At 37.2% G+C, this 22,025-nt stretch carries 19 protein-coding genes; 3 read left to right on the top strand and 16 right to left on the bottom strand.

The features are described from left to right. Nucleotides 1-184: 184 nt before the first annotated feature. The 14 genes from ACSHXM_RS10945 to ACSHXM_RS10880 all read right to left on the bottom strand — a co-directional run bounded on the left by ACSHXM_RS10945 (nt 185) and on the right by ACSHXM_RS10880 (nt 13,711). Nucleotides 185-499, bottom strand: coding sequence for a hypothetical protein (locus ACSHXM_RS10945; protein ID WP_435688802.1), 315 nt, complete (start codon nt 497-499; stop codon nt 185-187). A gap of 550 nt (nt 500-1,049) precedes the next feature. Further along, nucleotides 1,050-1,685, bottom strand: coding sequence for a class I SAM-dependent DNA methyltransferase (locus ACSHXM_RS10940; protein WP_435688801.1), 636 nt, complete (start codon nt 1,683-1,685; stop codon nt 1,050-1,052). Next, the gene (locus tag ACSHXM_RS10935; protein ID WP_435688800.1) at nt 1,675-2,703 is read right to left on the bottom strand and encodes a toll/interleukin-1 receptor domain-containing protein; all 1,029 of its coding nucleotides are present in this window, start codon (nt 2,701-2,703) and stop codon (nt 1,675-1,677) included. Before ACSHXM_RS10935 ends, ACSHXM_RS10940 begins: the two co-directional genes overlap by 11 nt. Nucleotide 2,704: 1 nt before the next feature. Continuing rightward, a complete protein-coding gene (locus ACSHXM_RS10930) occupies nt 2,705-3,745 on the bottom strand; it encodes a GrpB family protein (RefSeq protein ID WP_435688799.1) in 1,041 nt (346 codons plus the stop codon). 92 nt (nt 3,746-3,837) lie between these two features. Next, nucleotides 3,838-4,590, bottom strand: a complete 753-nt coding sequence (gene mtnP / locus ACSHXM_RS10925; protein ID WP_435688798.1) for an S-methyl-5'-thioadenosine phosphorylase — start codon at nt 4,588-4,590, stop codon at nt 3,838-3,840. 259 nt (nt 4,591-4,849) lie between these two features. After that, nucleotides 4,850-6,493 carry a hypothetical protein gene (locus tag ACSHXM_RS10920; protein WP_435688797.1) on the bottom strand — a complete coding sequence of 548 codons (1,644 nt, stop codon included), beginning with the start codon at nt 6,491-6,493 and terminating at the stop codon, nt 4,850-4,852. Nucleotides 6,494-6,574: 81 nt separating this feature from the next. After that, nucleotides 6,575-7,642, bottom strand: a complete 1,068-nt coding sequence (locus tag ACSHXM_RS10915) for a DUF262 domain-containing protein (RefSeq protein WP_435688796.1) — start codon at nt 7,640-7,642, stop codon at nt 6,575-6,577. Continuing rightward, on the bottom strand, nt 7,639-8,385 hold the full coding sequence (locus tag ACSHXM_RS10910) for an FRG domain-containing protein (protein ID WP_435688795.1): 747 nt from the start codon (nt 8,383-8,385) through the stop codon (nt 7,639-7,641). The genes ACSHXM_RS10915 and ACSHXM_RS10910 overlap by 4 nt, the downstream gene beginning before the upstream one ends. Before the next feature lie 121 nt (nt 8,386-8,506). Then, nucleotides 8,507-8,782, bottom strand: a complete 276-nt coding sequence (locus tag ACSHXM_RS10905) for a hypothetical protein (protein WP_435688794.1) — start codon at nt 8,780-8,782, stop codon at nt 8,507-8,509. Nucleotides 8,783-9,427: 645 nt separating this feature from the next. Then, the gene (locus ACSHXM_RS10900; RefSeq protein WP_435688812.1) at nt 9,428-10,405 is read right to left on the bottom strand and encodes a purine-nucleoside phosphorylase; all 978 of its coding nucleotides are present in this window, start codon (nt 10,403-10,405) and stop codon (nt 9,428-9,430) included. A gap of 54 nt (nt 10,406-10,459) precedes the next feature. Beyond that, entirely contained in the window at nt 10,460-10,954 is a 495-nt protein-coding gene (locus tag ACSHXM_RS10895; protein WP_435688793.1) for a thioredoxin family protein, read from the bottom strand. A 59-nt stretch (nt 10,955-11,013) separates the two neighbouring features. Beyond that, entirely contained in the window at nt 11,014-12,678 is a 1,665-nt protein-coding gene (locus ACSHXM_RS10890; RefSeq protein ID WP_435688792.1) for an aminotransferase class V-fold PLP-dependent enzyme, read from the bottom strand. Nucleotides 12,679-12,748: 70 nt separating this feature from the next. Beyond that, the gene (locus tag ACSHXM_RS10885; RefSeq protein WP_435688791.1) at nt 12,749-13,306 is read right to left on the bottom strand and encodes a DUF6942 family protein; all 558 of its coding nucleotides are present in this window, start codon (nt 13,304-13,306) and stop codon (nt 12,749-12,751) included. 3 nt (nt 13,307-13,309) lie between these two features. Next, entirely contained in the window at nt 13,310-13,711 is a 402-nt protein-coding gene (locus ACSHXM_RS10880) for a DUF2750 domain-containing protein (RefSeq protein WP_435688790.1), read from the bottom strand. A 110-nt stretch (nt 13,712-13,821) separates the two neighbouring features. Here ACSHXM_RS10880 and ACSHXM_RS10875 point away from each other — a divergent pair, with 110 nt between their 5' ends. Next, nucleotides 13,822-18,165 (top strand): hypothetical protein, encoded by a 4,344-nt coding sequence (locus ACSHXM_RS10875; RefSeq protein WP_435688789.1) that lies wholly within the window; start codon nt 13,822-13,824, stop codon nt 18,163-18,165. Nucleotides 18,166-18,261: 96 nt separating this feature from the next. Here ACSHXM_RS10875 and ACSHXM_RS10870 read toward each other — a convergent pair whose 3' ends face one another. Further along, on the bottom strand, nt 18,262-18,813 hold the full coding sequence (locus ACSHXM_RS10870; RefSeq protein ID WP_435688788.1) for a GNAT family N-acetyltransferase: 552 nt from the start codon (nt 18,811-18,813) through the stop codon (nt 18,262-18,264). Between the two features lie 80 nt (nt 18,814-18,893). On the opposite strand from ACSHXM_RS10870, the gene ACSHXM_RS10865 reads away from it, so the two are divergent. After that, entirely contained in the window at nt 18,894-19,574 is a 681-nt protein-coding gene (locus tag ACSHXM_RS10865; protein WP_435688787.1) for a tRNA-uridine aminocarboxypropyltransferase, read from the top strand. On the opposite strand, the gene ACSHXM_RS10860 is transcribed toward ACSHXM_RS10865, so the two are convergent. After that, nucleotides 19,575-20,129: a hypothetical protein gene (locus ACSHXM_RS10860; protein WP_435688786.1), complete on the bottom strand. Its 555-nt coding sequence runs from the start codon at nt 20,127-20,129 to the stop codon at nt 19,575-19,577. A gap of 287 nt (nt 20,130-20,416) precedes the next feature. Here ACSHXM_RS10860 and ACSHXM_RS10855 point away from each other — a divergent pair, with 287 nt between their 5' ends. Continuing rightward, complete coding sequence (locus ACSHXM_RS10855; protein ID WP_435688785.1) at nt 20,417-22,009, top strand: winged helix-turn-helix domain-containing protein; 1,593 nt, start codon at nt 20,417-20,419, stop codon at nt 22,007-22,009. Nucleotides 22,010-22,025 lie beyond the last annotated feature (16 nt).

The following is a 22,025-nucleotide window of genomic DNA, read 5'->3' as shown; positions in this document are numbered from 1 at the left end:
ATGGCGCGGCGGTTGGTTGTCGCTTGGAGCCGTTTGTTTTGTGCTATATGCGCGCAACTCCAACCAAATATTGGCTAGGCCATTTCAGAGTTATAATAGGATCTATGCCATATTAGCACCCTATGTATATCTCCCGGAAATTACCAAAATCACAATAGCGAATACCAACCTTGTTTTAGGGAGTTTAGGAATAGCTTACCCTTAAAACATTAATATCTTTACTTTTGTTACTGTCAAATAAAGAAAAAACATCCTTATTTTTTAATTCAAAGCTTGTGCTTGAGCCACACAATTCATAAATTATACCTTCGATTCTTAGAGCATCAGTTGAATTTAGTGATTTTTTTCTGCTAGGAATCGAATCCAAAATAGTACAAATGTACTCATAGTTATCTGTTGAAAGATGTCTATTTAAGATGGACTTGAAATACTCTACTGCCCCCTCAATCATCATCATAAAGGAGCAGGATTCTAGCCCGCGATAACGATGTTTTTTCACAAATTTGATCCTGATTCCTCCATATAGCTCTGAGAACTTATATATCTGATAGAAGGAAGAGTAAATGCTATAGTCCGATTTCGATAGGCTGTATAAAACAGTTTTCATGAGGCAGTAAGCGACACCAAGTCTTTCAGGAAGGTAAGCTTTCGGAAGCTTCTCGAAAACATCATCACTCTGCACCCAGTCAATTAGATTTTCTCCGTACTTCAAGCAATGCTGGTAAAGTTTACTAGATTCAACCCCACTAGTGACACATGAATCACAACAGCATCGAATACTAATTTTTGATGAGGGAGACACAACAAAATTTTCAACAGTATATCCCGCACCTTTAATCTCTTTACTATGTACTGACAAGCATTGTTTTGACCTTACGTACAGATCCAAATCACTAAGCAGAATCATGGGTTTATGATACATTAACGTAAGCCTACCGGTTGTAGCAGATCCCCCAAGGATTACTTGACAGCCAGGATCGAACCTAACCAACAATTTATGTATATCAAGCAAAACTTTCTTGATTTCAGATATAATCGACTCCATCACATTATCTCAGGACATAATTAAAGAATGCAGCTCCAAAATAAGCTTCGTCAGCCTCAATATCGGCATCGTGAACAATTTTATCTAACTCTACTTTCGTTCTGTATAGCTTTTTCACACTCCCACTCAAACTTCTTTTGTAAAATTGCTTACGAGAAACCTGCTCTCTCTCTGGAGACCATGAAGAATCAGTAATGAAAATATGACCACCTGGATTTAGCCGCTTTTTTGCACTCCTCAATATACTAATAGCATCTTCAATATCATAATGACTCAAAACAAAAGAGATAAGAATATAATCATACTTATAGTCAAAACTTTCCAGAAAACGGAAAATATCTTCTCGTATGAAATTAGCTCCAGAGACAGACCTCCTAAATAGCTCCCCCATGTTCTCGGATAGATCAACGCCAGTCACATCAATGTCAGCACTGTTGCAATAGAAATTTGCCCAATAACCAGTGCCACAGCCTAGGTCAAGTAAACTGCCCTCTTTGACTCTTCCCAAAACATTTTCAATCATTTTTAAGTCTTTAAGCATACTCGATTTAAGCTCTTCACAATAGATTGTATCTGCAAAGTACGCCTCTTCAAATGAGGATGATACAGAGTCATAGTACTCCATCATTTCATCTTTCATAAGCCACATCCCAAATATTGTTAAACCAGTTCATATGATATTTCAAAACTGCATTAGCTGACTTAATGTCAAATGAGAATGTTTCAGCCAACTTCAGCCCATGCCTGCGATCACGCTTATTATAATGATAATAACCTACTAACCCGACCCTACCATCAACTATACATAAATACTTCGTCGGGAAAATATCGATTACTTTGCAATCAACGCTCTTTATCGTATGGCCAATCCTGGACTTCCAAATATTCATCGATAAAGAACCACCTTCATTAATATGTTTTATCGATTCACCTGGGTCGTTTGATAAGAGTTGATTTCGTTGTTCATAAAGAAAGCTGATAACAGATTTTGTTGGATTAATAATCCTTACATTACCGATATTAAGTGACTTATATGATTCAATTTGATTTACTATCGTTTGTGTATTTAAGGCATATATATCAAGCGAATTTACGCTCTGAATGCTCCCAAAAATGCTATCAAGCCCCTCTGTTATTGATGAGAAAGAGTACATCGATGATTTTTTATTATGGAGATAATCTGTCAGCTTACTATCAAGTTCAGGCCAGAACTTATTAAACCGCTCATTGATTTTTGTCTCTTCGCCTGGGATGCTATTAGCATTTTGACTTTTCCGGTGTATAGTCGTAATTAGCTTACGAATACTGTCTTCATTGCAAAATGTACATTGGAACTGAGAAAGTGGTGTAGATTTGATATCTTCAGGTCCTATACCTAATAGGAATGGGGATACACGATTTTCTTCTTTGGCCGTAGACAGCGCTCCGGCCTCAAATAAAAGCCATGGAGATGAAATGTTAGATCTTGTAACACATATAATACCAAAATCACTTCCCTGTAGATTTTCATCTATCCTTTGGCTCCATTTTTCTCCGGCCGCGATATCTTTTGAAGATACAAATGTTTCTACATTTGACAAAACAAAACCAATCCAATTTTCTAAAAACAAAGCAATTTCATGGCTTTCATCCCCAGACCAACTAAAGAAAATCTTCATATCATTCCCTTCCCTCATTTAGTATTCTTTTAATTATCTTTTTTATATCACCACAACGTCGATAATACCTTACTACTACAACATTTTTTGACAACCCTATTAGATTCAGGATTCTTTTTCGATGAATGAAGTTAAATAAAACAGCATTACTTAAAAGCATGATATTAAAATTGTCACGCTGCCCACCAAAAATACCGATACGTTTTTGATTAAGAAAACAAGCCTTAACAAACCGGTAAATAACAACAACTGTTGGAGTGTCTAAGTATAGAATCAAATCAGATTGGCTAATTCTTCTATCTTGTTGAGAACGAATATAATTCCCATCAATTATCCATCGTTCAGAACAGTACATTTTTTCCTTTTGAGAATCCCACTCTTGTTTGGTTGGAAATATGTGCTCACGTTTCCAAAATAACTCATCCAAATGATAAACTTGTTCACCAATAGCGTTGCTTATGAGAGTTGCAGTGGTTGACTTACCAGAACAAATAGGGCCGAATATGGAAATTTTTTTTATTCTACGGCCATATAGATAGTTGTCATACACTTCTTTTAAAAACTTAGACTTGGCATTTCGATAGCCAGACCTGTTATTTGAGTACGCTTCTGATAATGATTTTTTTAGACAGGAATACTCTTGCCTTACATTGGGATTTTCTCTCAAAAGGTTCTTTAGAAGTATGTATTTACTCCATTGATCCCCTCCCTTTTTAACAAGGTGAAGAAGATGTGTAGTAATACCTCCTACATGCTTTCGAAATATATGGCCTCCCATATCATCTCTACAGCCATAGTATACATAGCCGCAAGACGTAACGCTTTGTATCATTGAGTCACAGATTTCAGAGTCACTGCCGACTGCAATATCGATAATAGGCTTTGCTGACATTCCCTCAACAGAAGTCGAGCCAACATGCTCTACTTTGCATGGGAACGTTAAAGTCTCGTACAATCGACTCTCTTCTTTCAGATATTTATATCTCCAAGAATCGGAGTACTCATGTATTTCAACAGTATTTTCTTTTAAGCCTACAGTCATTATGTTCTTGCAATCCTTTCAGTTATTGTAAGATAACAACGATGTACAATTCATGGCGCGCGCCCTACAATTCAGTCTCTTGATAGAAAAATTTACACAACTTTAATAGCTTGAGTTAGAACTTTCTTTACCCTTTCGATATTAATTGAAAAAGTACGTAACACTTCGGACCATTCAACCGCCTCTTCATCGTTCCTCCAACAATCATAATCAGTTGAAATAGCTACAGCAGCGTAGGGGATTTCTAGTTCATTTGCTAAAATGGTTTCTGTTGCGTTAGTCATATTGATCACATCGGCTCCCCAGGAGCGAAACATTTTCGACTCAGCTCTCGTTGAAAAACGAGGTCCATCAATAGTAATCACAGTTCCTCTTTCATGAACGCGCACATCCATATGCTTTGCGCTAGTGATAAGGGATTGTCGTAATACATCCGAAAATGGGTCTGACATTGAGGTATGATTAGCATGTTTGGCACCTGGTGGAAAGGTATCAAAAAATGTAACTGGTCTACGTCGTGTAAAATCTATAAACTGATCAAGGATCACCAAATCTCCTCGCTGAATTTCTTCTCTGAGCGAACCACAGGCGGTAGTGGCTATGATATGCGTACACCCTAAACTTTTTAGTGCGTGTATGTTTGCACGATAATTTACATTAGAAGGAGTAATCGTATGCTGCTTACCATGTCGGGCTAGAATAACGACATCTTTTCCATTAATAGTGCCTATAGTCAATGGCGATGTTGGTTCACCAAATGGGGTCGTAATAGACAGCTCTTCAGCATCTTTTAGTATTTGTGGGTCGTCAAGCCCTGTTCCTCCAATAACTCCAATTTTTTTCATGTTTTACCACCTCTTTAACAAAGACTTAACGTAAGCTCTAACTTCTTGTCTCACTTAAAAAGTGAGTTAAACGCCTCTAAAATAATTTACTCGCAATAAACTGGTTGAAATGAGCAATACTATTAAATGATTTCCCAAGTAACTCCATCGCTATTGAGATGCCTTTATGTGAGAAACAGCGAACCCGGATTGCCTATAACGCCGCGCTCTGCCGCAATTTTGGAGCGTAGCGGAAAAATTGTCCGACAGCAGCGCCTTGTTATACGCTTTTGCTACTAAGCAGAATACCAACACCTGTATTCTTAACCTCATTTTCTTCAGCAGTTAAAGCACGATATTTTTCTTTCAACTCTTTTATGTTAGGGACATAACCACTCATACCTGCCGCAACACCTAAAGCAGCAAACGTAGGTAGGCTTGTTAATGCAGCGGTTATAGATATACCGCCTACCACCATAAATGAGCCGATATCTTTACCTGCAAACTTCCATTTTTTATTAGATAATTCTTTGATCTTTTTTTCATGTTCTAGAAATGCAGCGTCAAGGTTATCGAATACTTGATCACCAGTTCTATAAAAATTACTCGGATTCGCTTCAACAAGTTCTTTTAAACCACCTGTCAATAAATGCCTTATCTCATCTAATGCTCCAGACTGCCTTATCTCTATTAATGAATCGGCTGGTATGTTTCCCATCCAAGGCATCTCATTTTTAACAGTAGAATTTAACGCACGAGCAATATGCAGATCATGCAAAGAATCCATACTGCTATTTCCTGCATTATATTCCAGCATTTGGTTGTACCAAATCCAGCTGGTAGGCGCCCTTACGATAGGAGTTCCTCTTAACTGAAGGCTTCTTTGATAAGAATCGTTTGCTTGAGAAAATCTACTAATCAGGTGCATATATACTGCTTGCCCAGGTTTATCCATGCCGAGCTTCGCGCCTTGCTCCTGTATAAACTGGTTCATTTGATCGGCTAGTGAACCTTCCCACTCAGTAGCGAAAACAAGTTTTTCAGGTCTCAAAAGGCGGCTTACGACATCTTCTGCATTATTGAAATGTGAGTAATATGCAAATAGCTCCTCACCATCGCTGATATCTTGACCGAAAAGAACTTTTGTATGCTCGATCGAATCAGTTACAGCACAATCATTTACAAACTCCCTATAATTATCTTCTAAGTGATGCCTATCAGGGAGGATCGCAACTATTGGCTTTTCAGTACCTGCCAAAGCTAAAGACTTATAGGAAAGTACTTGTAAGGCTAATCTTACTATTTCATAACACCTTTCTTCATCATCCATAAACTGAAGCATTGGCGATATTTTTAAAAACGGGTCAGGCAATATTGTAGTATCGAAATACAGTCCGGTTGAACTTGCAAGATTGGAGTTTCCATCAGGAAATAACTCACCGCTAAATACAGCTTTTGAGTCAAAGGAGTCTTCAAGATGAATCCATGTCGGATCAGAAATATTTTCCCAGAATTTTTGGGTTTCTTCCATAAACTCTTCAATCACAGGAAGACAATCTTTAACTCGGCTTTGCTCTGACGAAAACCAACCAGAAAATTTGTACGGGTCTGCATTTGCTTCTGTCATCATTTCAAATAATTGACCAAAAGCATAATCTACTCGTTGAAAATAACCTTCTTGTATTTCTTTTAATGATACTGCTTCTTTCCATTCTTTCCGGTCGTTTTCATATGCGACGAACATACAGAGAGATCGTATTCGCCCGTCCACAGTATCAGCATCGACCATTCCGTCAGACAAAATTCTGACCTTTTCCATGCTTTCCCAAAAACCATCAATTAGATGAGGGGCAACCTTGATTTTTCCCTCTTTAAGTTTTTCTTGGAGCAATTCTATACGTCGATGTAATTCTTCTCGTTCCATGCTCTCACTCTTATTCGTGCGTATAACGCCTCAAACACCGGCGCAGCTTTGCTGCGTCCGAGTGCTTTGACTTGTTAGATTTCAGTCCGTCATCTCAAATTCGCTTCTTAAAATATGCAACCTTTCTTTGATGTTAGACGAATCGTTTGTCCCTTGTTGAGATAGTCGATCATATTCCAGTAATTCAAAAGAAGAGTTTTCATAGTCCTCTGAAGCAGAAGTTCTATTTGTTTTGAGTTTTTCCTGGAAGTCAAAAAACTTCCTCCGGGTTATCTTCTCAACTTCATCATTCTTTAAAGCATCCCTGAACAATAAGTAATACACCGTCATATTACCCTGAGACCTTAACAATTCATCAGTATTCGTGAATACCTCAGCCATCATATCTAAAACGTTAGAGCATCCTAACTGAATTGAGCTTACTGTACGTGACTTCCCTGAGTGATAGTTTCTAGCTAAAGCGTCAAGGTAAACTTTCTTTGTGTCTATCAAGCTTTTATCAGTAGATAAGTTTTCCTCCGCCAATAAAAATCTAGCCGAAACCTCTCTATGCTGATAGCGCTTGTTTCCAAATTTAACTTTACTTGTGAAAAAATCATGCTCAGATAAAGTGCGAATAGCCTTCACCATATCACCGCCGATAGCATTCCTTTTTTCAGCCGCGTTTAAAGGAACTGCCTCATTTAAACGGTAGAACATGTCTTCAATGAGATCTTCATCATCAGTATCGACTTGAACTATAGGTAGAACAAAGGAGTCAAAAGTGATCTTTATCCGCGGATGTTCATTTGCAAGATCATCGTAACTTAATCCTGTCAAATTAAGATCTGGGTCCCTCTGATATTCAAAGTCGTTGGCAAGTGTAAATTCACCATTAATGAACCCCCAAATGGTCTCAAGCCTTTGTCTTCCATCGATTACCGCATAAGAAATACCAGTTTCCGACTTCAATTCACGTGTATAAGTGTGAAAGTAGATTTTAGGAATGTCATAATCATTTAATATTGAATCAATCAATAATTGTTTTTTTTCTTTCGTCCATACGCCCCCCATCCTTTGATAAGGAGGATCTAGCTTTATCTCTTCCTTCTCAGAATAGGTAAGCATAATAGTGCTATTTTTCTTGGGTGATGTTTCTATATAACTCACGTCAACTCTCCATTGATAATGTCACCAATGCTAGAAAGCTCTGGGAATAGTTGAAATTTTGTAAAGCCTAACAACGATAGCTGCTCAAGCAAACCTGCTTTTGATCCATCGGGGATCACGTATTTAATTACGTGATCAGAATCCCCCACACCTTCAATTGGAGTTCTATCATGGTGATGTATCGTAAAAACCCCATGCTGAGCCTGGATTCGTGCGTTATTTCTGGTCGCTATCGTAGCTAATGGTCTCTGCTGAGTTCTAGTATTTTGACTCAAAGTCTCAACAGAATAATTTACAAGTTCAACATCTTCAAATGATGGAATAAAGAACTCCTCATCAGTGTTGTTAATGCCGGCATTTTTATTTAATTCAGAAGGTCGTAACGCCCACAAGGCAGCATCAACATCATCGTGCTCTCGATGATTTTCAACTGCAAAATATAATGCAACTAAAGGGCTTTCACTCCAATCTAGCAGTCTAGTTGGGACACCATAATGCTGCATCAAAAACAACCAATCGAAAGACTGATTGGGAGCAGTGTCTATAAGCATTGCTGCACTTTGCTTAAACTTCTTAATTAGTGTGGATTCTGAAGGCGGAGTAATTAATCGTAAATATCCAGGAGTCAGCGTCCATTCTTTATTTGCTTGCCCTCGATACCATATGGAGCCATTGTATCCGTCATTATCTGCGGCTAATTCCACTAGCAGATCCTGTATCGAATTTATTTCTTTCGTTATCAAGTATTACTCCTTAACTCGATTATTTGTAAATCTAACGCCCTAATAATGGGCAAAAAATTGTTGGCTAAAATGTTGAGGAACGAAAACAGCCAACTGTTTTTTGTCCTTATTTATTAGCTTGTTATGTTGCATTGTGCACCTTAGTTCTTTGCCATACAACCAAAATAGCAACGCAAATAATTGTTGGTATATATTGAAATAACCACTCTACAGCAGTTTGAGCAAAAAGATAATTTAGAGCCGTACCTGAAGCTAATGAGATTACAATTACGGTAGAAGTTTGAATTTTATAAAATAAACCGACACTACCATTTTCTTTAATCTGAGTTCGAACACTTAACCTAAGTACAACTGAGTAAATGATTAAAATTAAATATAGAAACGCGAACGCAGCCATTTACTCGAAACTCCTTTTGCAACATAACGCTTATTATCGAGCATTTCGTATATGTAAATGCTCTGTTTGTATTTTACATTCGCTAAATTCATAACTTACCTTCTGATTTTATTGAAGATTATTTTTCACATCCCCGATAAAAATCACAAAATCTAAAAATCTAAAAAGCAAAAGGAGCCTGACTTTAACGCGACTTTTTCTGCTTCCTATTAAATACCATGAGCAAAAAATTTTCCATAATAAAATTAATGACTTAGCACTTTTGTAATCTCATCAGGGTATCAGTCGTTAGAGAAATCTTGTGCGCATAGAGAATTTTGCACTATCTATCTCTTATGTGTGCGAAGAACATGCTTTTGATTTCCCGCGAATCAAAGCACGCTATTTTTTATAAAAAACTCTAAAGGGCAATTGGCATGGATAGCCAATTGAGTGGTGTTTTGTCGGGAACAAATCAACACGACCTTTTGAGTTTATAAAAAATAGAAACAGAGCTTTGTTGGAGCACGGCATTTCTTGTTTACTTCTTTTTGCTGTTGAAAAGAAGTAAATCGAGCTGCAGGGATGCGGCTTGAAAAAAGGCAGGGATGCCATGTGTAAATCGATGGGGTAAGACTGCATTCTCCCCCTAATCCACTGCTTAATTTATATCTTAGGTGTGCCCTTTTCCCACTCACTCCAGTTTTTAACTATATGATCTACTAGCTTAGTGCCTACTAACACAATATTCTCCACTGTTTCAGCGAATCCTCCAGCTGTTTCACCGGGTGCCGGATCTAAGTGTGCCAACGTTGACTCGTTAGGATGGCCTTGGTCAAAATTAACAGCGCCTCTTAAGCTTAAAATTCTATCAGTACCATGTAACCTATCAATTACTTGAGTGATGGCGGCTGCTTCCATCTCCGTTATCACATAATCATCTGCCCCATACAATTCGCTGATGTATTGCGCTTCTTTTGACAAACCTGGGCCATGAAAAAATGTATCCCCGGTCATATGGGTACCAAATGTCACTTTAGGAGTGCGCCGTGCTGCTTTGTCTGGATACCGTGTACGATAAGCTTGTGCACTTGGTGAGTCTTTCAGTTCAACGTCAGCACTTAACTTAAGTGCCCATTTTAGTAAGTTTTGATCTAATGGGTAGCGACGAATAGACTCGTATCCTTTTCGGGGCATAAAAGTAGGCTTTCCTGCCTCGGCTTCTTCTGGTTTCCAGCGATGACCTAGATCGTAATCAATTAACCAAGATCCCCAACTTACATCTGCAATTGTGCCTTTTGAAGGTGGGGTTCCACCTACTCCACTTAATACAAAATAACTTTGGCTCATATCGAAGTATTGGTTTAACAAAATTCCTTGCATAGAAGCTGAAGAAGCCACCTTCCCCATACCTAAAACAGAGCCACATACCCCATCATTATTACAATAAACTGGATTTGCAGCCCCTTTAACCTGAAATGCTTTGGCATCTTTAAAATAGGTTAAGTACCAATGTTGAAACTCACCCGCTTTATCGCCTTTATTAGCACCAATCTCAAACATTGCAGCAATAAAAACCTTCACTTTTACTTTAGGCTCTGATGACTCAGCATTAAAGTTGGTAACTATAAGTAACAGCGACAAAAGTAATGAACAGAAAAAAGGTTTAATCACTAAAATTAACTCCTATATACGTTATCAATTAAATTGGTTTGCAGCTTGTTGTAGCAAGCTTTTAAACTTGTTTGGATCAAAAGTGAGCGGTAATTGCACCAACTTATCGCCATTATCATTTAGTACTAGCAATGTAGGAAACCCACTTACGTTAAACCTTTGCATAAACGCTTCACCTTGCTCTGAATCATATTCAATGCGGGTAAACACAAAATCTTGATTAATCACGTCTTTGACATCGGCTTGACTTAAGACTTGTTTGTCTAATTTACGGCAGCTAGGACACCATACAGCAGACATATCAGCTAACACTAAACGGTTTGATGACTTAGCTGTTTGTATCGCTTCTGGGAGTGTTAGATGACCTAAGCCTGTATCTTCGTAGGCCGATTCTCCTAAGTAACTTTGTACTACGCGATTTATCCCTAGCACAAGCAGTGCCAGTATTGCTATCTGGGCTACGCCCCTAAATTGTTTATTATTAATTAGCGATGTAAACCAAGTGTGTTTAGAACTCATAGATAACGTCTTCTCTAATTGTGGTTAAAGCCTTGTTCGAATTACTGATTAAGACCAAGTTAAGTCATATTTATTTCGCAAAAAGTTTTAATTTTTTCTAATACGGCTTTTAGCCCATTGCCTCTTGATTCACTTAAATGTCTAGATAAACCTAAATCTGCAAGGTATTTTGTTAAATCAAAAGACAGAATTGTTTGGGGGCTTTGATTATTCAATACCTCAAAAATAACAGCTAATAAACCTCTGACTATTTTACTTGGTGAGTCTCCCATTAATGTAACTATTTGGTTAGTTAACTCACATTTAATCCATACCTGAGCTTCGCAACCATACACTTCTGTGTCTTGCGTTTTACTTGAATCGGTTAGACGTTGTAAATCTTTTCCCGCTAACATCAATTGCCTATAAGTATTATCCCAACCTTTTGCCGAAACTATTTGATTGGCGATATTACCCAACACCAGTTCTTGCTGAGACTCGTTTGTTTGTTGCTGTTTACCCCCTGATTCTGGGTTCATTAGGATTGCAATGGATGTTGTTAGGGCTGTTTCAAAGCTGGCTAACTCTTGTAGTGTGTTGTAACAAGACAAAGAGACTCTTAATACACCGTCAACTCCCAACTCTTGGATCAAAGGCATCGCGCAGTGGTGCCCTACTCTAACGGCAATATTGTGCTCATCTAACATCACAGCTAAATCAAAAACATTTACACCTTTAACAGTAAAGGACTGTAAACAAATACTATTTTCAGTGTCACCCCATAATATCACCTGAGGTATATCACCTAATGTACGCATTAATGTGCTGTATAATTTATTTTCAACAGATTGAATCTGGGTTATATCTGTTTTGATAAACTTGACGGCTTCTACCAGACCTAAAACACCACAAATATTTGGCGTACCCGCTTCAAACTTTAATGGACTTGGTTGAAAACGGGTTGCTTGATCAAAGCTAACGGTTTTTACCATTTCACCGCCTAGTTGGTATGGTGGCAATTGCTCTAATAAATTGAGTTTTCCGTACAACACGCCTATGCCCGTTGGACCATACATTTTGTGGCCACTAAACACATAAAAATCACAATCTAATTGAACAACGTCTATCGGCATGTGGGCAACCGCTTGGGTACCGTCAATCACGGTTAACGCCTGATTTTCTTTTGCTTTTTCAATTAATGCATTTATTGGATTAATATTGCCTAACGCATTTGAAACATGAGCAATACACATAATTGCGGTATCTTTAGAGACAAGCTGCAATGCTTGTTCTAGGTTTAAAACACCTTTCTTATCGACAGGCATCACCTTAATTTTAAACCCTAAGGTGTTGGCAAGTTGTTGCCACGGAACAATGTTCGAATGATGCTCAGAAGCAGCTATTAATACCTCTTTACCTTGTAATATATTGCTGCGAGTTAAACAATCAGCAACAAGGTTAAGGCTGTCAGTAGCACCTTTGGTCCAGACTATTTCTGAAGGATTGCTTGCTCCAATAAAACCTTGAACTTCACGTCTAACATTTTCAAACTGCTCTGTTACTTGTTGTGCCCTTTTGTAACTAGAACGATGAACATTAGCAGTATTAACCTGATAATAGCTATTTGATGCTTGAATAACGCTGGCCAATTTTAGACTAGTAGCGGCGCTGTCAAAATATAGTGCTTTACCATTTTGTTGATTAGCAAAATAAGGGAATAAATTTCGAATATTGACCGCGCTCATTTAATACTGGTTACCCAAAAGTTTGTGACCGATTAGTTGCTGTTATCAATATGAACTAATGGTTACTATATTATTTATTCACAGAATTATAAGCTTTTAAGCTCCGTATTAACTCAACTAAACGAATTATTTTAATATTAGATAATTGACGATAATCAAAATAGGGGCAAACTATCACGTTATTAACCCTATCTATGGCAAATTCGTTATCTAGCTGGTTAGCTGGTTTAAATAAGTTAAGTGAAGTGGCATAAGTTTTCCCCATCACAATGTGAATATGGCTAGATGAAGAAGTGGGGTCGTCTAGTGAATCAGTTAGCAAAGGGCTAGAAAATAATAACGCAGTATTTGAGCCCACTTGTAATAAATTTTTATCGCGAAATTCCTGCCAGGTTTTAGCCTTTGCAGTATCCACCATTTGTTTATTTGCTATTGCAAACACCAACTTTGCATAGACATTAAACACCTTACGCCAACCGTTTCCGCAAGATTTTCCTATTGCGTAAATTTCACCCAATGACAAAGGGGTAACTGAACGTGTTTCCGAATAAGATTTAAAATTTGGCTGGTTGGCTATATAAACTTTAAATTTAGCTAAAGGATCACCCAATCCAAATTCGTTTTTCATAACCTATTTATTATTATCTAGCTCTGCCAAGTCTTCATCAATACATTCTGCTAGTTCTTGTGCATCAAGAATAATGCCTTCTTCATCTTCACCTAAGGGAAAAACCAACACTAAGGTATTATTTTGCGCCATGCCCGGCAGCCAAGTATCACACCATTGTGCGAATTCAATTTGTTTAGGTGCGCAATTTGGGAAGTCATCTTTAACCCAAGAACTTGCAAACTCTTCGTGAGGCCAAATTGGCATGCAAGTGTCTTCGTCGGCTTTCACCATGACCCAACCATTCTCGCCATGTAACCCCCAAAGCGCTTGATCTTCAATCATTTTAGTTAATGCATATTCAAACCTCTGCTCAGGTAACATTTTACTCAAATCTAGAAAATCTTTAGGTGATACATTACTCATAACCACTTCCTTTTAAATTACTTCCAAAACAACACATTTTTTACTGTTAAAAGTTTGATTTTTCGACAATTACCTACCTTAATAAGTATGAATGTAACAGGGAAGTAAAAATGCCAATCGAAACTACGATAAATGATAACCCATCTAGGTCAAAACCGCCAAAGAGTAAAACTTGGATTTATGTATTTCTTGGATTTATTTTAGTACTGGGCGCAGGTTATTACGGCTTACTGAATCAAACGAGCGCGTCAATTAATCACGATTTTTATCGTGTGTTGTACGAAGCATCTAACAGGTTTAATGAAAACCTTAATTCTTTAAACAGTATGCACCAAGCTGAAGAAAGTGAAGTGTCCATTCGTTCCTTTTTACCCAGTTATTCTCGACAAACCTCATCTAGCGATGAACTAAAGAAAAATGAATTTGTTTATACACTTACAGGGCAAAAAGTAGAGATCAGTAATGCTGCTCTAACTGCGTCTATAGATTTAGAAGACTTATTACCGATTACAACCGAAGGTTTCAGCCAATATTTATTTGCCGATAGTGAAGGCAAAGTACTTGCCAATACGGGTGGGGAAAAAACCATCTCTATCGTTGAGCTTAAGAGCATTAACCACCAATTACAGAAAGATAGTAATACTTCATTTATCAATTTTAATACCAAAGACACTGCCAACAAAGAGCCCAGTAAAGCCCCACTTCCTTCTTATAGTAGTCATGTGGATATGCAATTATCTTATGGTAGTTTTAGAATCTTTATTTTCCCCTTTACTTTATCAACGCCTCTTTCTAGATCTAATGGTGAAACTATTGAGCGTTTATATCTAGTTGGCTTATTACCAAAACACAAATTACAAAATAAAGGCAGTGGACACTGGAATATCTCGTTACTCATAGTCACCATGAGTAGTTTGCTTTTTATGTGGGCACTAATTAGGCTGTTTTTACTACCTGAAAACCAATCAATAACTAAGTTTTACCGAGCGTTAAGTCAGGCTGCAAACTATTTATTTTACATTGTATTAGTCGCTTTGATCTTAGCGTACCTGACAAAAAGTGGCTTACAATCATACAAAGATCAACGAGCCACACAGTATGCCAAATCAATAGCAAACAATTTAGAGAATGACTTAAAAGAAGTATTTTATGAGCTATCTTCATTTAGAGATTTTTACAGTACAAGTATTGCCGAGTTAAATAAGCTTAAATCTATAGGGGCCGATACTGACAAAGGAACGAGTTGGTCTAAACAAACCATTTTGCAAGCACATACTAAAGCATTAAACGCCTTAGCTAAGGATAAAGATAATTGTGATAAGTGTACCCTAGACAAACCTCTTCCGAACGTTATCTCAAACGACCAGTGGTACGAAGAATTCGTTGTTAAACACACAGTCAACTTGACCAGTATTATTGATAATATCTTTGGTAAAAGCAGCAGCCACATTGTAGAGACACAGACTCAGCCAATAAACACTAATAGCTCGTCAAGCGAAGAAGACACCTACTATCAGGAAGCCTCTAAATTAGGCGCATTCAGCTTTTATTCTGGTGATTTAAAAGTAGCGTTTGATCACAAAAACAACATTTTCAATTCCTATATTCCTAAAGAGCTAGTCAATCCAAGTCATGAAACAAATAGTCCTTATAAAGCCTCAAAAATATTGACCGTATTCGCTACAGATGAAAAAGGATATGGCAATTTACCTTCCTTCTATTTTCAAGAAGCGAATTCTAAACCGCAAACCTTTCAACTTTCCCATAGAGACTATTTTAAAAATGTTAGAGATTACAAAGGTTGGTTATTAGATTTTTCAATAGACACAGACAGTGGGGTTACAGATCCAAGAGATGTGGTATTTCGGAATGTATATATTCAGCGTTTATTAAATATAAATGATGGAAGCAGAGGATCCACCATATCGGTGCCCATGCATCAGCCTCATTTGAATATGCCAGAGGATATGGGGGTCGCCGGGTATTTATTAGCAGCAGATGTGATATTGCCATCGGTTAGCTTAGCTCCTCCATCCGATTTTGATTTTGTTTTTATGGTGGTTGACAGAAATACTGGCAAAGTTTTATTCCATACTGATGAAGACCGTTCTTTAGTCGAGAATATATTTTATGCAGGCCACAGCGAATCACACCTAAGCCAATGGATACAAGCTGGTTTAGATAAACAACCACAATTAGGAGGTAACCAGATAGATGGGTTTTATCATGGTGAGGCTGGTCGTTATACATTAACATCAAGCAAAATTGATGATTGGGCAATCGTGGTTTTCTCCCCTAACGATAGTCTCGATAGTTTTATGACAAACCAATTTATGTACATATTGGTGACATTTTTATTCTTACTCGGAATAGTATTTGTATCTGCTAAAGTCACCCGGTTTTGGGTATCTGGTAAGTGGTTACGACTTAATTTAGGACTGCCTTATCAACTAGATTCCAAACGACTAATGCTAATTTGTACCGCATTATTCACCACCAATTATGGTTTATTCTACATTGGACAATTACTACAGGTCAGTTTTCCAGAACAGGAATCCTGGCATTCGTTGTTTTCCCCAATACTGCCTTTAGTTGGTGTAGCGTTATTATTGGTTATCTTGTTTAAATACTATATTAACTATTTCAAACCCAATAAAAATAAATCCGCAGACATCAACATATTCAAAAAAGGAGCGATACTTTTTTCCGTTGGATTATGGCTCGTCGCACTTATTCACTTTGCATATCTACAATTTAGTGCAGGCATGCCCCTTCAAAGTCTTCAATTCTATTATGCTCAGCAAAAATGTAACGGTGAAAACAAAGAGTTTGTTGAACTGACACAGATAGCCATCAAAAGGTTTCCCAACACTGTGACGCAACAAAGAGTGCCACCTTTTTCTTTGTTACCCATGGAAAAAGACTGGCAACAAAAGATGTTAGATAAAATTAACGTTTCAAATAATAAACAAGTTAGCTATAAAACAAAAAATACAAATGAGCAATGTGAAGGTTATTTATCTTCGGTCAAGCCCAGCGACTACCCTAAAATGAGTACATTGGTTGGCTCAACTTACCTGTGGAAGTGGATTAAAACCTATTTAATTAATCCGGATAAACAGGACGAACAGGACAAAAACATCAAGTCGACTGAACCTAGGTCGAATCCTGAATACGACTTGATCATTACGTCTATTCTAATATTAATGGCTTTGGTCTGGGTTTGGTTTTATTTCAATCGAAAAGTGTTATGGCCCAGAATTTATTGCCCAAGAAACTTTTTATACCACATAGAAGAGTTATGTGAATCTGTGTCTAACATGGCACATGAGCGGCCTAAATCAACGTTAAGTATCAATATAGATAGCCATAAAATGTCCGGCGTAGGCATTGCTTTATTGCTGCGTAGTCAAAAAGTAAATGTCAGTGGAAACCTGACGAACCTAATGCCTAACTTTATTAAACTATTTCAAATTTCACCGTGTTTACAATTGTTTAGCCAAAACGATACATTTTTACCAAACTTAAAAATGGATGTAACGCCAGATAAAGACACTGGTTTATTGGATGTGAAAATTTGGGATATAGAAACCTGCCTAGAAAAAGTTGAATTTAGGCAACATTTACTCGATATGATTATGGAAATTAAGTCATTAACGGTAAATGGAAACCTGAATAGTTTTACTATTTTTTCTGGCTTTATGAGTTTTCGTAGAGTCAAAATTAAAGACCAATTTTCAAAAGTTGAGAATTCTGCACTAGAACACGCAGAATATATGTCATGGTCGGAATGTTTAATAGACTTTACCGTTACCGTAACAAGTGAATTTGTGCACAACGTCAACCCAGAGTTTTTAAACCAAGAATTAAAATTTGTACCTGAATTGCAGTATTTAGGGGATCGAATTTCAATAAATAAGAAATCAGGGGCAAACCAACCGTTACCCTCTACCCCACTCTTTTGGCAAAAGACTGACCAAACGATTAAGAGTTCTGAGTGGGCCACTATCCACTATATTTTGCTGCATGCTGATGCCTTGTATCGTTTTAAATGGGAATCTTGTTCAAATGGCGAGAAACTCGCTTTATACAATTTGGCCAAGAAACATCGATTAAACCCAAGAAATACAGAAATGATCGAACATTTAGCCATTAACGGCATGATAAAAGTAAGAAGCGATCATTTAGCAATAGTTAATAAAAGTTTTGCTCATTTTGTACTACACGCTGAATCGAAAGAAACATTAAACAAACTTATTACAGATGGTGAAGCGGGTGTTTGGAATAGCTACCGATTACCCTTAGCCCTTTTAATAATATTAATCATTGGTGGGATAGCCGTTACTAGCGGTCAGTCTATTTTTATCATCATAGCTTCTTTGGCAGGAGTATTGGGTACCATAGGCAGTTTAACCAATAGTGCCAGCGTACTAAAAAATAAAATCAGTGAGTAAGGCTAGTTATCTGCTGGTTATCTACTAGATATCTGCTAATTATGTGAAAATATTTAGAAAATAACTAGCCATTAGGGTCTAACATGTAACTATGCTTTATACAGATTTTAAACTCTGGTATTCGCTAAACAATAAGGAGTAGATAGCATGGTCAACAAATCTATCGTATAACCATTCACATTGCCTTAGTTCAGCTTCGAAAGTAAATCCAAAACGCTCTGGTATTGCCCTACTATTAATATTTTCGACCGCGCAGTGTATCTCGATTTTATTCAATGCTTGGTCTTTAAAGCCGTAATCCAAAAGGGTGTTAACCACTTGACTCACTATACCCTTTCCGCATTTATCTTCAGATAACCAATAACCAATCTCTGCTGACTTATTTGCATGATCATATTTATTAAACCCAGCAATTCCCACTAGTTCACCTTGATAAAACACCCCAAAGCTAGAAGACTCTTGATGGTTATGCCTATAAATACAGGTTTCGATAAAGGTTAACGAATCCTCTCTAGTTTTTACCAAGTCTAACCAAGACAACCATTGTTTCAGGTAACTTCTATTTTTTTCTACTAAGGCAAACAGGATAGTGTGATCGACAGGGGTTAATAATCGGATCGTTATTTCGGGTGATACAATAATTTTCATGTTTAAAGAGACTCAAAAAGCACTAGGTATTACAATGCCCAATTAATACAACGATTAAAGCCACATCTGCGGTAACCATATTGACGACTTACAATTCTGTCTTAAGACTAAGATCAAAACAACTACTTCAATCAACTCGTACCTTTAAAGCAAGAGGGTTTAAGGTAAAACGTTGTGACATTTGTTTGATCCCTAAAACAGAATGCATTTGCTCACAAAGACCTAAAGTAACCAGCCAATGCGCATTTTGTTTGTTGATGTATAAAGATGAATATTATAAACCGAGTAATACGGGTCGAATTATTGCGGATGTTATTCCTGATAACTATGCGTTTTTATGGCATAGAGTGACGCCAGATCCAGACCTGTTAAAATTACTAAACAATCCTAAATATGCACCTATCTTAGTCTTTCCCCATGAATACGCATTGCCAGACAGGTGTATAACCTCTCCGTTAGAATCGACCTTAGTTAAAGAAGGCAAAATACCACTATTTATTATGTTAGATGGGACATGGCGTGAAGCCAAAAAGATGTTTAAAAGTCCGAGTTTAGCAAACATACCTGTTTTGGGCATACAACCCACTCAAACATCTAATTATAGATTAAGAGAGGCGGCACAAGACCACCAACTATGTACTGCTGAAGTAGCGATTGAAATACTCAAACTAGCAAATGACCAACATGCAGCAGCTGCTTTAGATGAGTATTTCAAAATATTTAGAGAAGCCTATATAGTAGGTAAGCCCCATCTAAAATAACTACAGTTGAGGCTCCACCCAATTGACTATATCTTTACTCAGATCTTTCAAACATTTCTTTGTAGCATCACATACCGTCACCCCATAAGTGCCCATATCTAAGACGCTCGAACTACCTGGTGATAATTGATTAATGGTTAAAATCGCACAACTATGTTTGGCTAAAATAGTACCTCCTTGTTCCTTCCCTCGAATCAAACCAGCTGTTACCGTCATTGCCGGCAAGGTGTTATTCTTCACTTTTTTACCAAAGTTAAACCCTTTTTTACCTAGAGATAATGCATTTACTTCGATGGATAAAACTGGCACTTCTGGATTAGAAATCTTATCTCCTGTTCTTACAGTCGTAACATTAAGATCCTGTTTTTTGCCTCGTTTAACAATATCATTCACTAGATACTTGTCTACTTCGCAAGGTAATTGTTTTTGATTGTAGTTAAACCCCTTGATATTAAAGCCTAAGTCTTGGTTTAAGTAGACCTCCTTGGGTTTTGCTACAACATTAATACTTAATAAGGAGAAAGCTAGAACTGACACTAAAGGTAATGTTTTCATTATATTTCCTAAATTTGGCTAAGGTTTATTTTGTACACTCAAACTATATATGAGCAAGCTTGGTATGAGTAAACCAATCCAAAACCCTTTGCTTACCATTTTCTTACCATTTAATTACACTTATAAATCAATTAGTTAAAACAACAATAGAATAAAACTTTGTTTGCATTTATTGTAGGTTGTAATGCAAAATTAAACTACGGATAAACGAGTAATTCACTAAACAAATGTGGTTGTACTTTAATAAGTATTTAGTAAAAGTTTAGTTAATAAAGCAAGAGGAAAGTTTGCACAACACTACCAATTCTCAGTATGACGATGAGTTATTAAGACCATTCAAATTAGGTCTGGTTTTGGTATGCCCTGCGAAAAATCAAATTCAAATTAATGAGGTGACTAAAAAAGTTCAGCCCAAAGCTATGGCAGTTTTAGCCTATTTGGCAAACCACAAAGATAGAGTGATAAGTAGCGAGGAACTAATTGAAGCATTGTGGGCCGGTCGTATTGTCACCCAAAGCTCTGTGCAAAAAAGTATTAATACCATCAGGAAACTACTAGCAGATCACTTACCAGATCAAATTGTTATAGAGAACTATTCAAAAAAAGGATACCAGCTAGTTCTAAACCCCGAGTTTCGTCAATCAACAGAAATGCTCATAAAGGCAGATGCAACTCCTTCTTTATTAAAAAGTTACAAAGTAATTGCAACTATCGTTATTTTTATGATCTTCTCTACTTTTATTGGTTATTTATATACCACAGATTTATCTCACTTCCCTGAAAGACAACATAAAACGCTATTTACAAAAAACCAGGCTATGGATGCCCCAGTACTGAATGCAAGCTTTGTTTTGCCTCACCCAATTAATGAAGATTTATTATATTCACGCAATGAAATACTAAACAAACGAGAAAGTTTACAAGTATTAATGATTAAAGGCAGTCAATCACTAGAAGAATGGAGATTAGCTTCAACCAAAGGCGTGTGGGTTCAATCTGCCTGGTCTGAAAATGGTAGACATCTGGTTGCGATCGAACAACAAGAATCAAACTTACAACCTCTTCGTTCGTTTTATGGCCAAGTTCCACTTTTGTATACAATTCATATATTCACATTAAATTTAACGACTAGAACCTTAGAAGAGAAACAGCTTCTTAGTCAATGGCATGGCAGGATCAATAGTGTTACTTGGTCTAATAATGAATCGTTTGAATTTGTTGCTACCCAAGGTGAAAACACAACTTTTCAACGATTCAAGTATTCACCTAATGTACAAACATTAGAATTAGTCGAACCTACACCCACCACTCAATTAGCAACATATTCTGTAGCTCATGGAAATCTAGTTGCATTAAGCAGTCAACGCAAAAATGGCAGCGAAATTCACTTCATCGATAAACGACAACAAGTTAAATCATCATGGGCTATAGATTTTAAGGTGTCAGAACTTAGTTGGATACCTGATGGTTCAGGAGTATTAATTTCTGCAGCCGGATTACCTAAGTTAACTCTGCTCTATTTGAATGGTGAACAAGTTAACATTCCTGTTGATGTCAGTAACATTGAGCAGTCGTTAAAAGCTCGATTTAGTAGTGATGGTCAAAAAATTTATTACGCCAATAATCAGTCAAAAGGTGAACTTATATTAGAACGAATTAAAGATAGAACTGACGAGACACAAGCTAAAGTCGTAACGGGAGAATTGGGTATCCTAAGTCAAAATGGTCTCGGTATTATTTATGTTAAAAGGGGCTCATCAGGAATTCAAATCCGGAAAATCGACAGAGTACAGAAAAATAAACATTTTCAGCAAACGACAAGACGTAATACCGGTACCTCTGGACAACATTGGTGGTGCCGTTCTTTCTTCAGACGGTAACTATGCACTGTTTACC

It is taken from the genome of Paraglaciecola sp., from assembly GCF_051252315.1.
Lineage (GTDB): Bacteria > Pseudomonadota > Gammaproteobacteria > Enterobacterales > Alteromonadaceae > Paraglaciecola.
The sequence above is the reverse complement of the archived record's forward strand: the minus strand, read 5'-3'. Positions and strand labels throughout refer to the sequence as shown.

Bases quoted from the DNA above. Each gene is read 5' to 3' on its own strand.
- ACSHXM_RS10940 (WP_435688801.1), bottom strand. From the start codon at position 1,685: ATGAAAGATGAAATGATGGAGTACTATGACTCTGTATCATCCTCATTT.
- ACSHXM_RS10935 (WP_435688800.1), bottom strand. From the start codon at position 2,703: ATGAAGATTTTCTTTAGTTGGTCTGGGGATGAAAGCCATGAAATTGCT.
- ACSHXM_RS10930 (WP_435688799.1), bottom strand. From the start codon at position 3,745: ATGACTGTAGGCTTAAAAGAAAATACTGTTGAAATACATGAGTACTCC.
- mtnP (WP_435688798.1), bottom strand. From the start codon at position 4,590: ATGAAAAAAATTGGAGTTATTGGAGGAACAGGGCTTGACGACCCACAA.
- ACSHXM_RS10920 (WP_435688797.1), bottom strand. From the start codon at position 6,493: ATGGAACGAGAAGAATTACATCGACGTATAGAATTGCTCCAAGAAAAA.
- ACSHXM_RS10905 (WP_435688794.1), bottom strand. From the start codon at position 8,782: ATGGCTGCGTTCGCGTTTCTATATTTAATTTTAATCATTTACTCAGTT.
- ACSHXM_RS10895 (WP_435688793.1), bottom strand. From the start codon at position 10,954: ATGAGTTCTAAACACACTTGGTTTACATCGCTAATTAATAATAAACAA.
- ACSHXM_RS10890 (WP_435688792.1), bottom strand. From the start codon at position 12,678: ATGAGCGCGGTCAATATTCGAAATTTATTCCCTTATTTTGCTAATCAA.
- ACSHXM_RS10885 (WP_435688791.1), bottom strand. From the start codon at position 13,306: ATGAAAAACGAATTTGGATTGGGTGATCCTTTAGCTAAATTTAAAGTT.
- ACSHXM_RS10880 (WP_435688790.1), bottom strand. From the start codon at position 13,711: ATGAGTAATGTATCACCTAAAGATTTTCTAGATTTGAGTAAAATGTTA.
- ACSHXM_RS10875 (WP_435688789.1), top strand. From the start codon at position 13,822: ATGCCAATCGAAACTACGATAAATGATAACCCATCTAGGTCAAAACCG.
- ACSHXM_RS10870 (WP_435688788.1), bottom strand. From the start codon at position 18,813: ATGAAAATTATTGTATCACCCGAAATAACGATCCGATTATTAACCCCT.
- ACSHXM_RS10860 (WP_435688786.1), bottom strand. From the start codon at position 20,129: ATGAAAACATTACCTTTAGTGTCAGTTCTAGCTTTCTCCTTATTAAGT.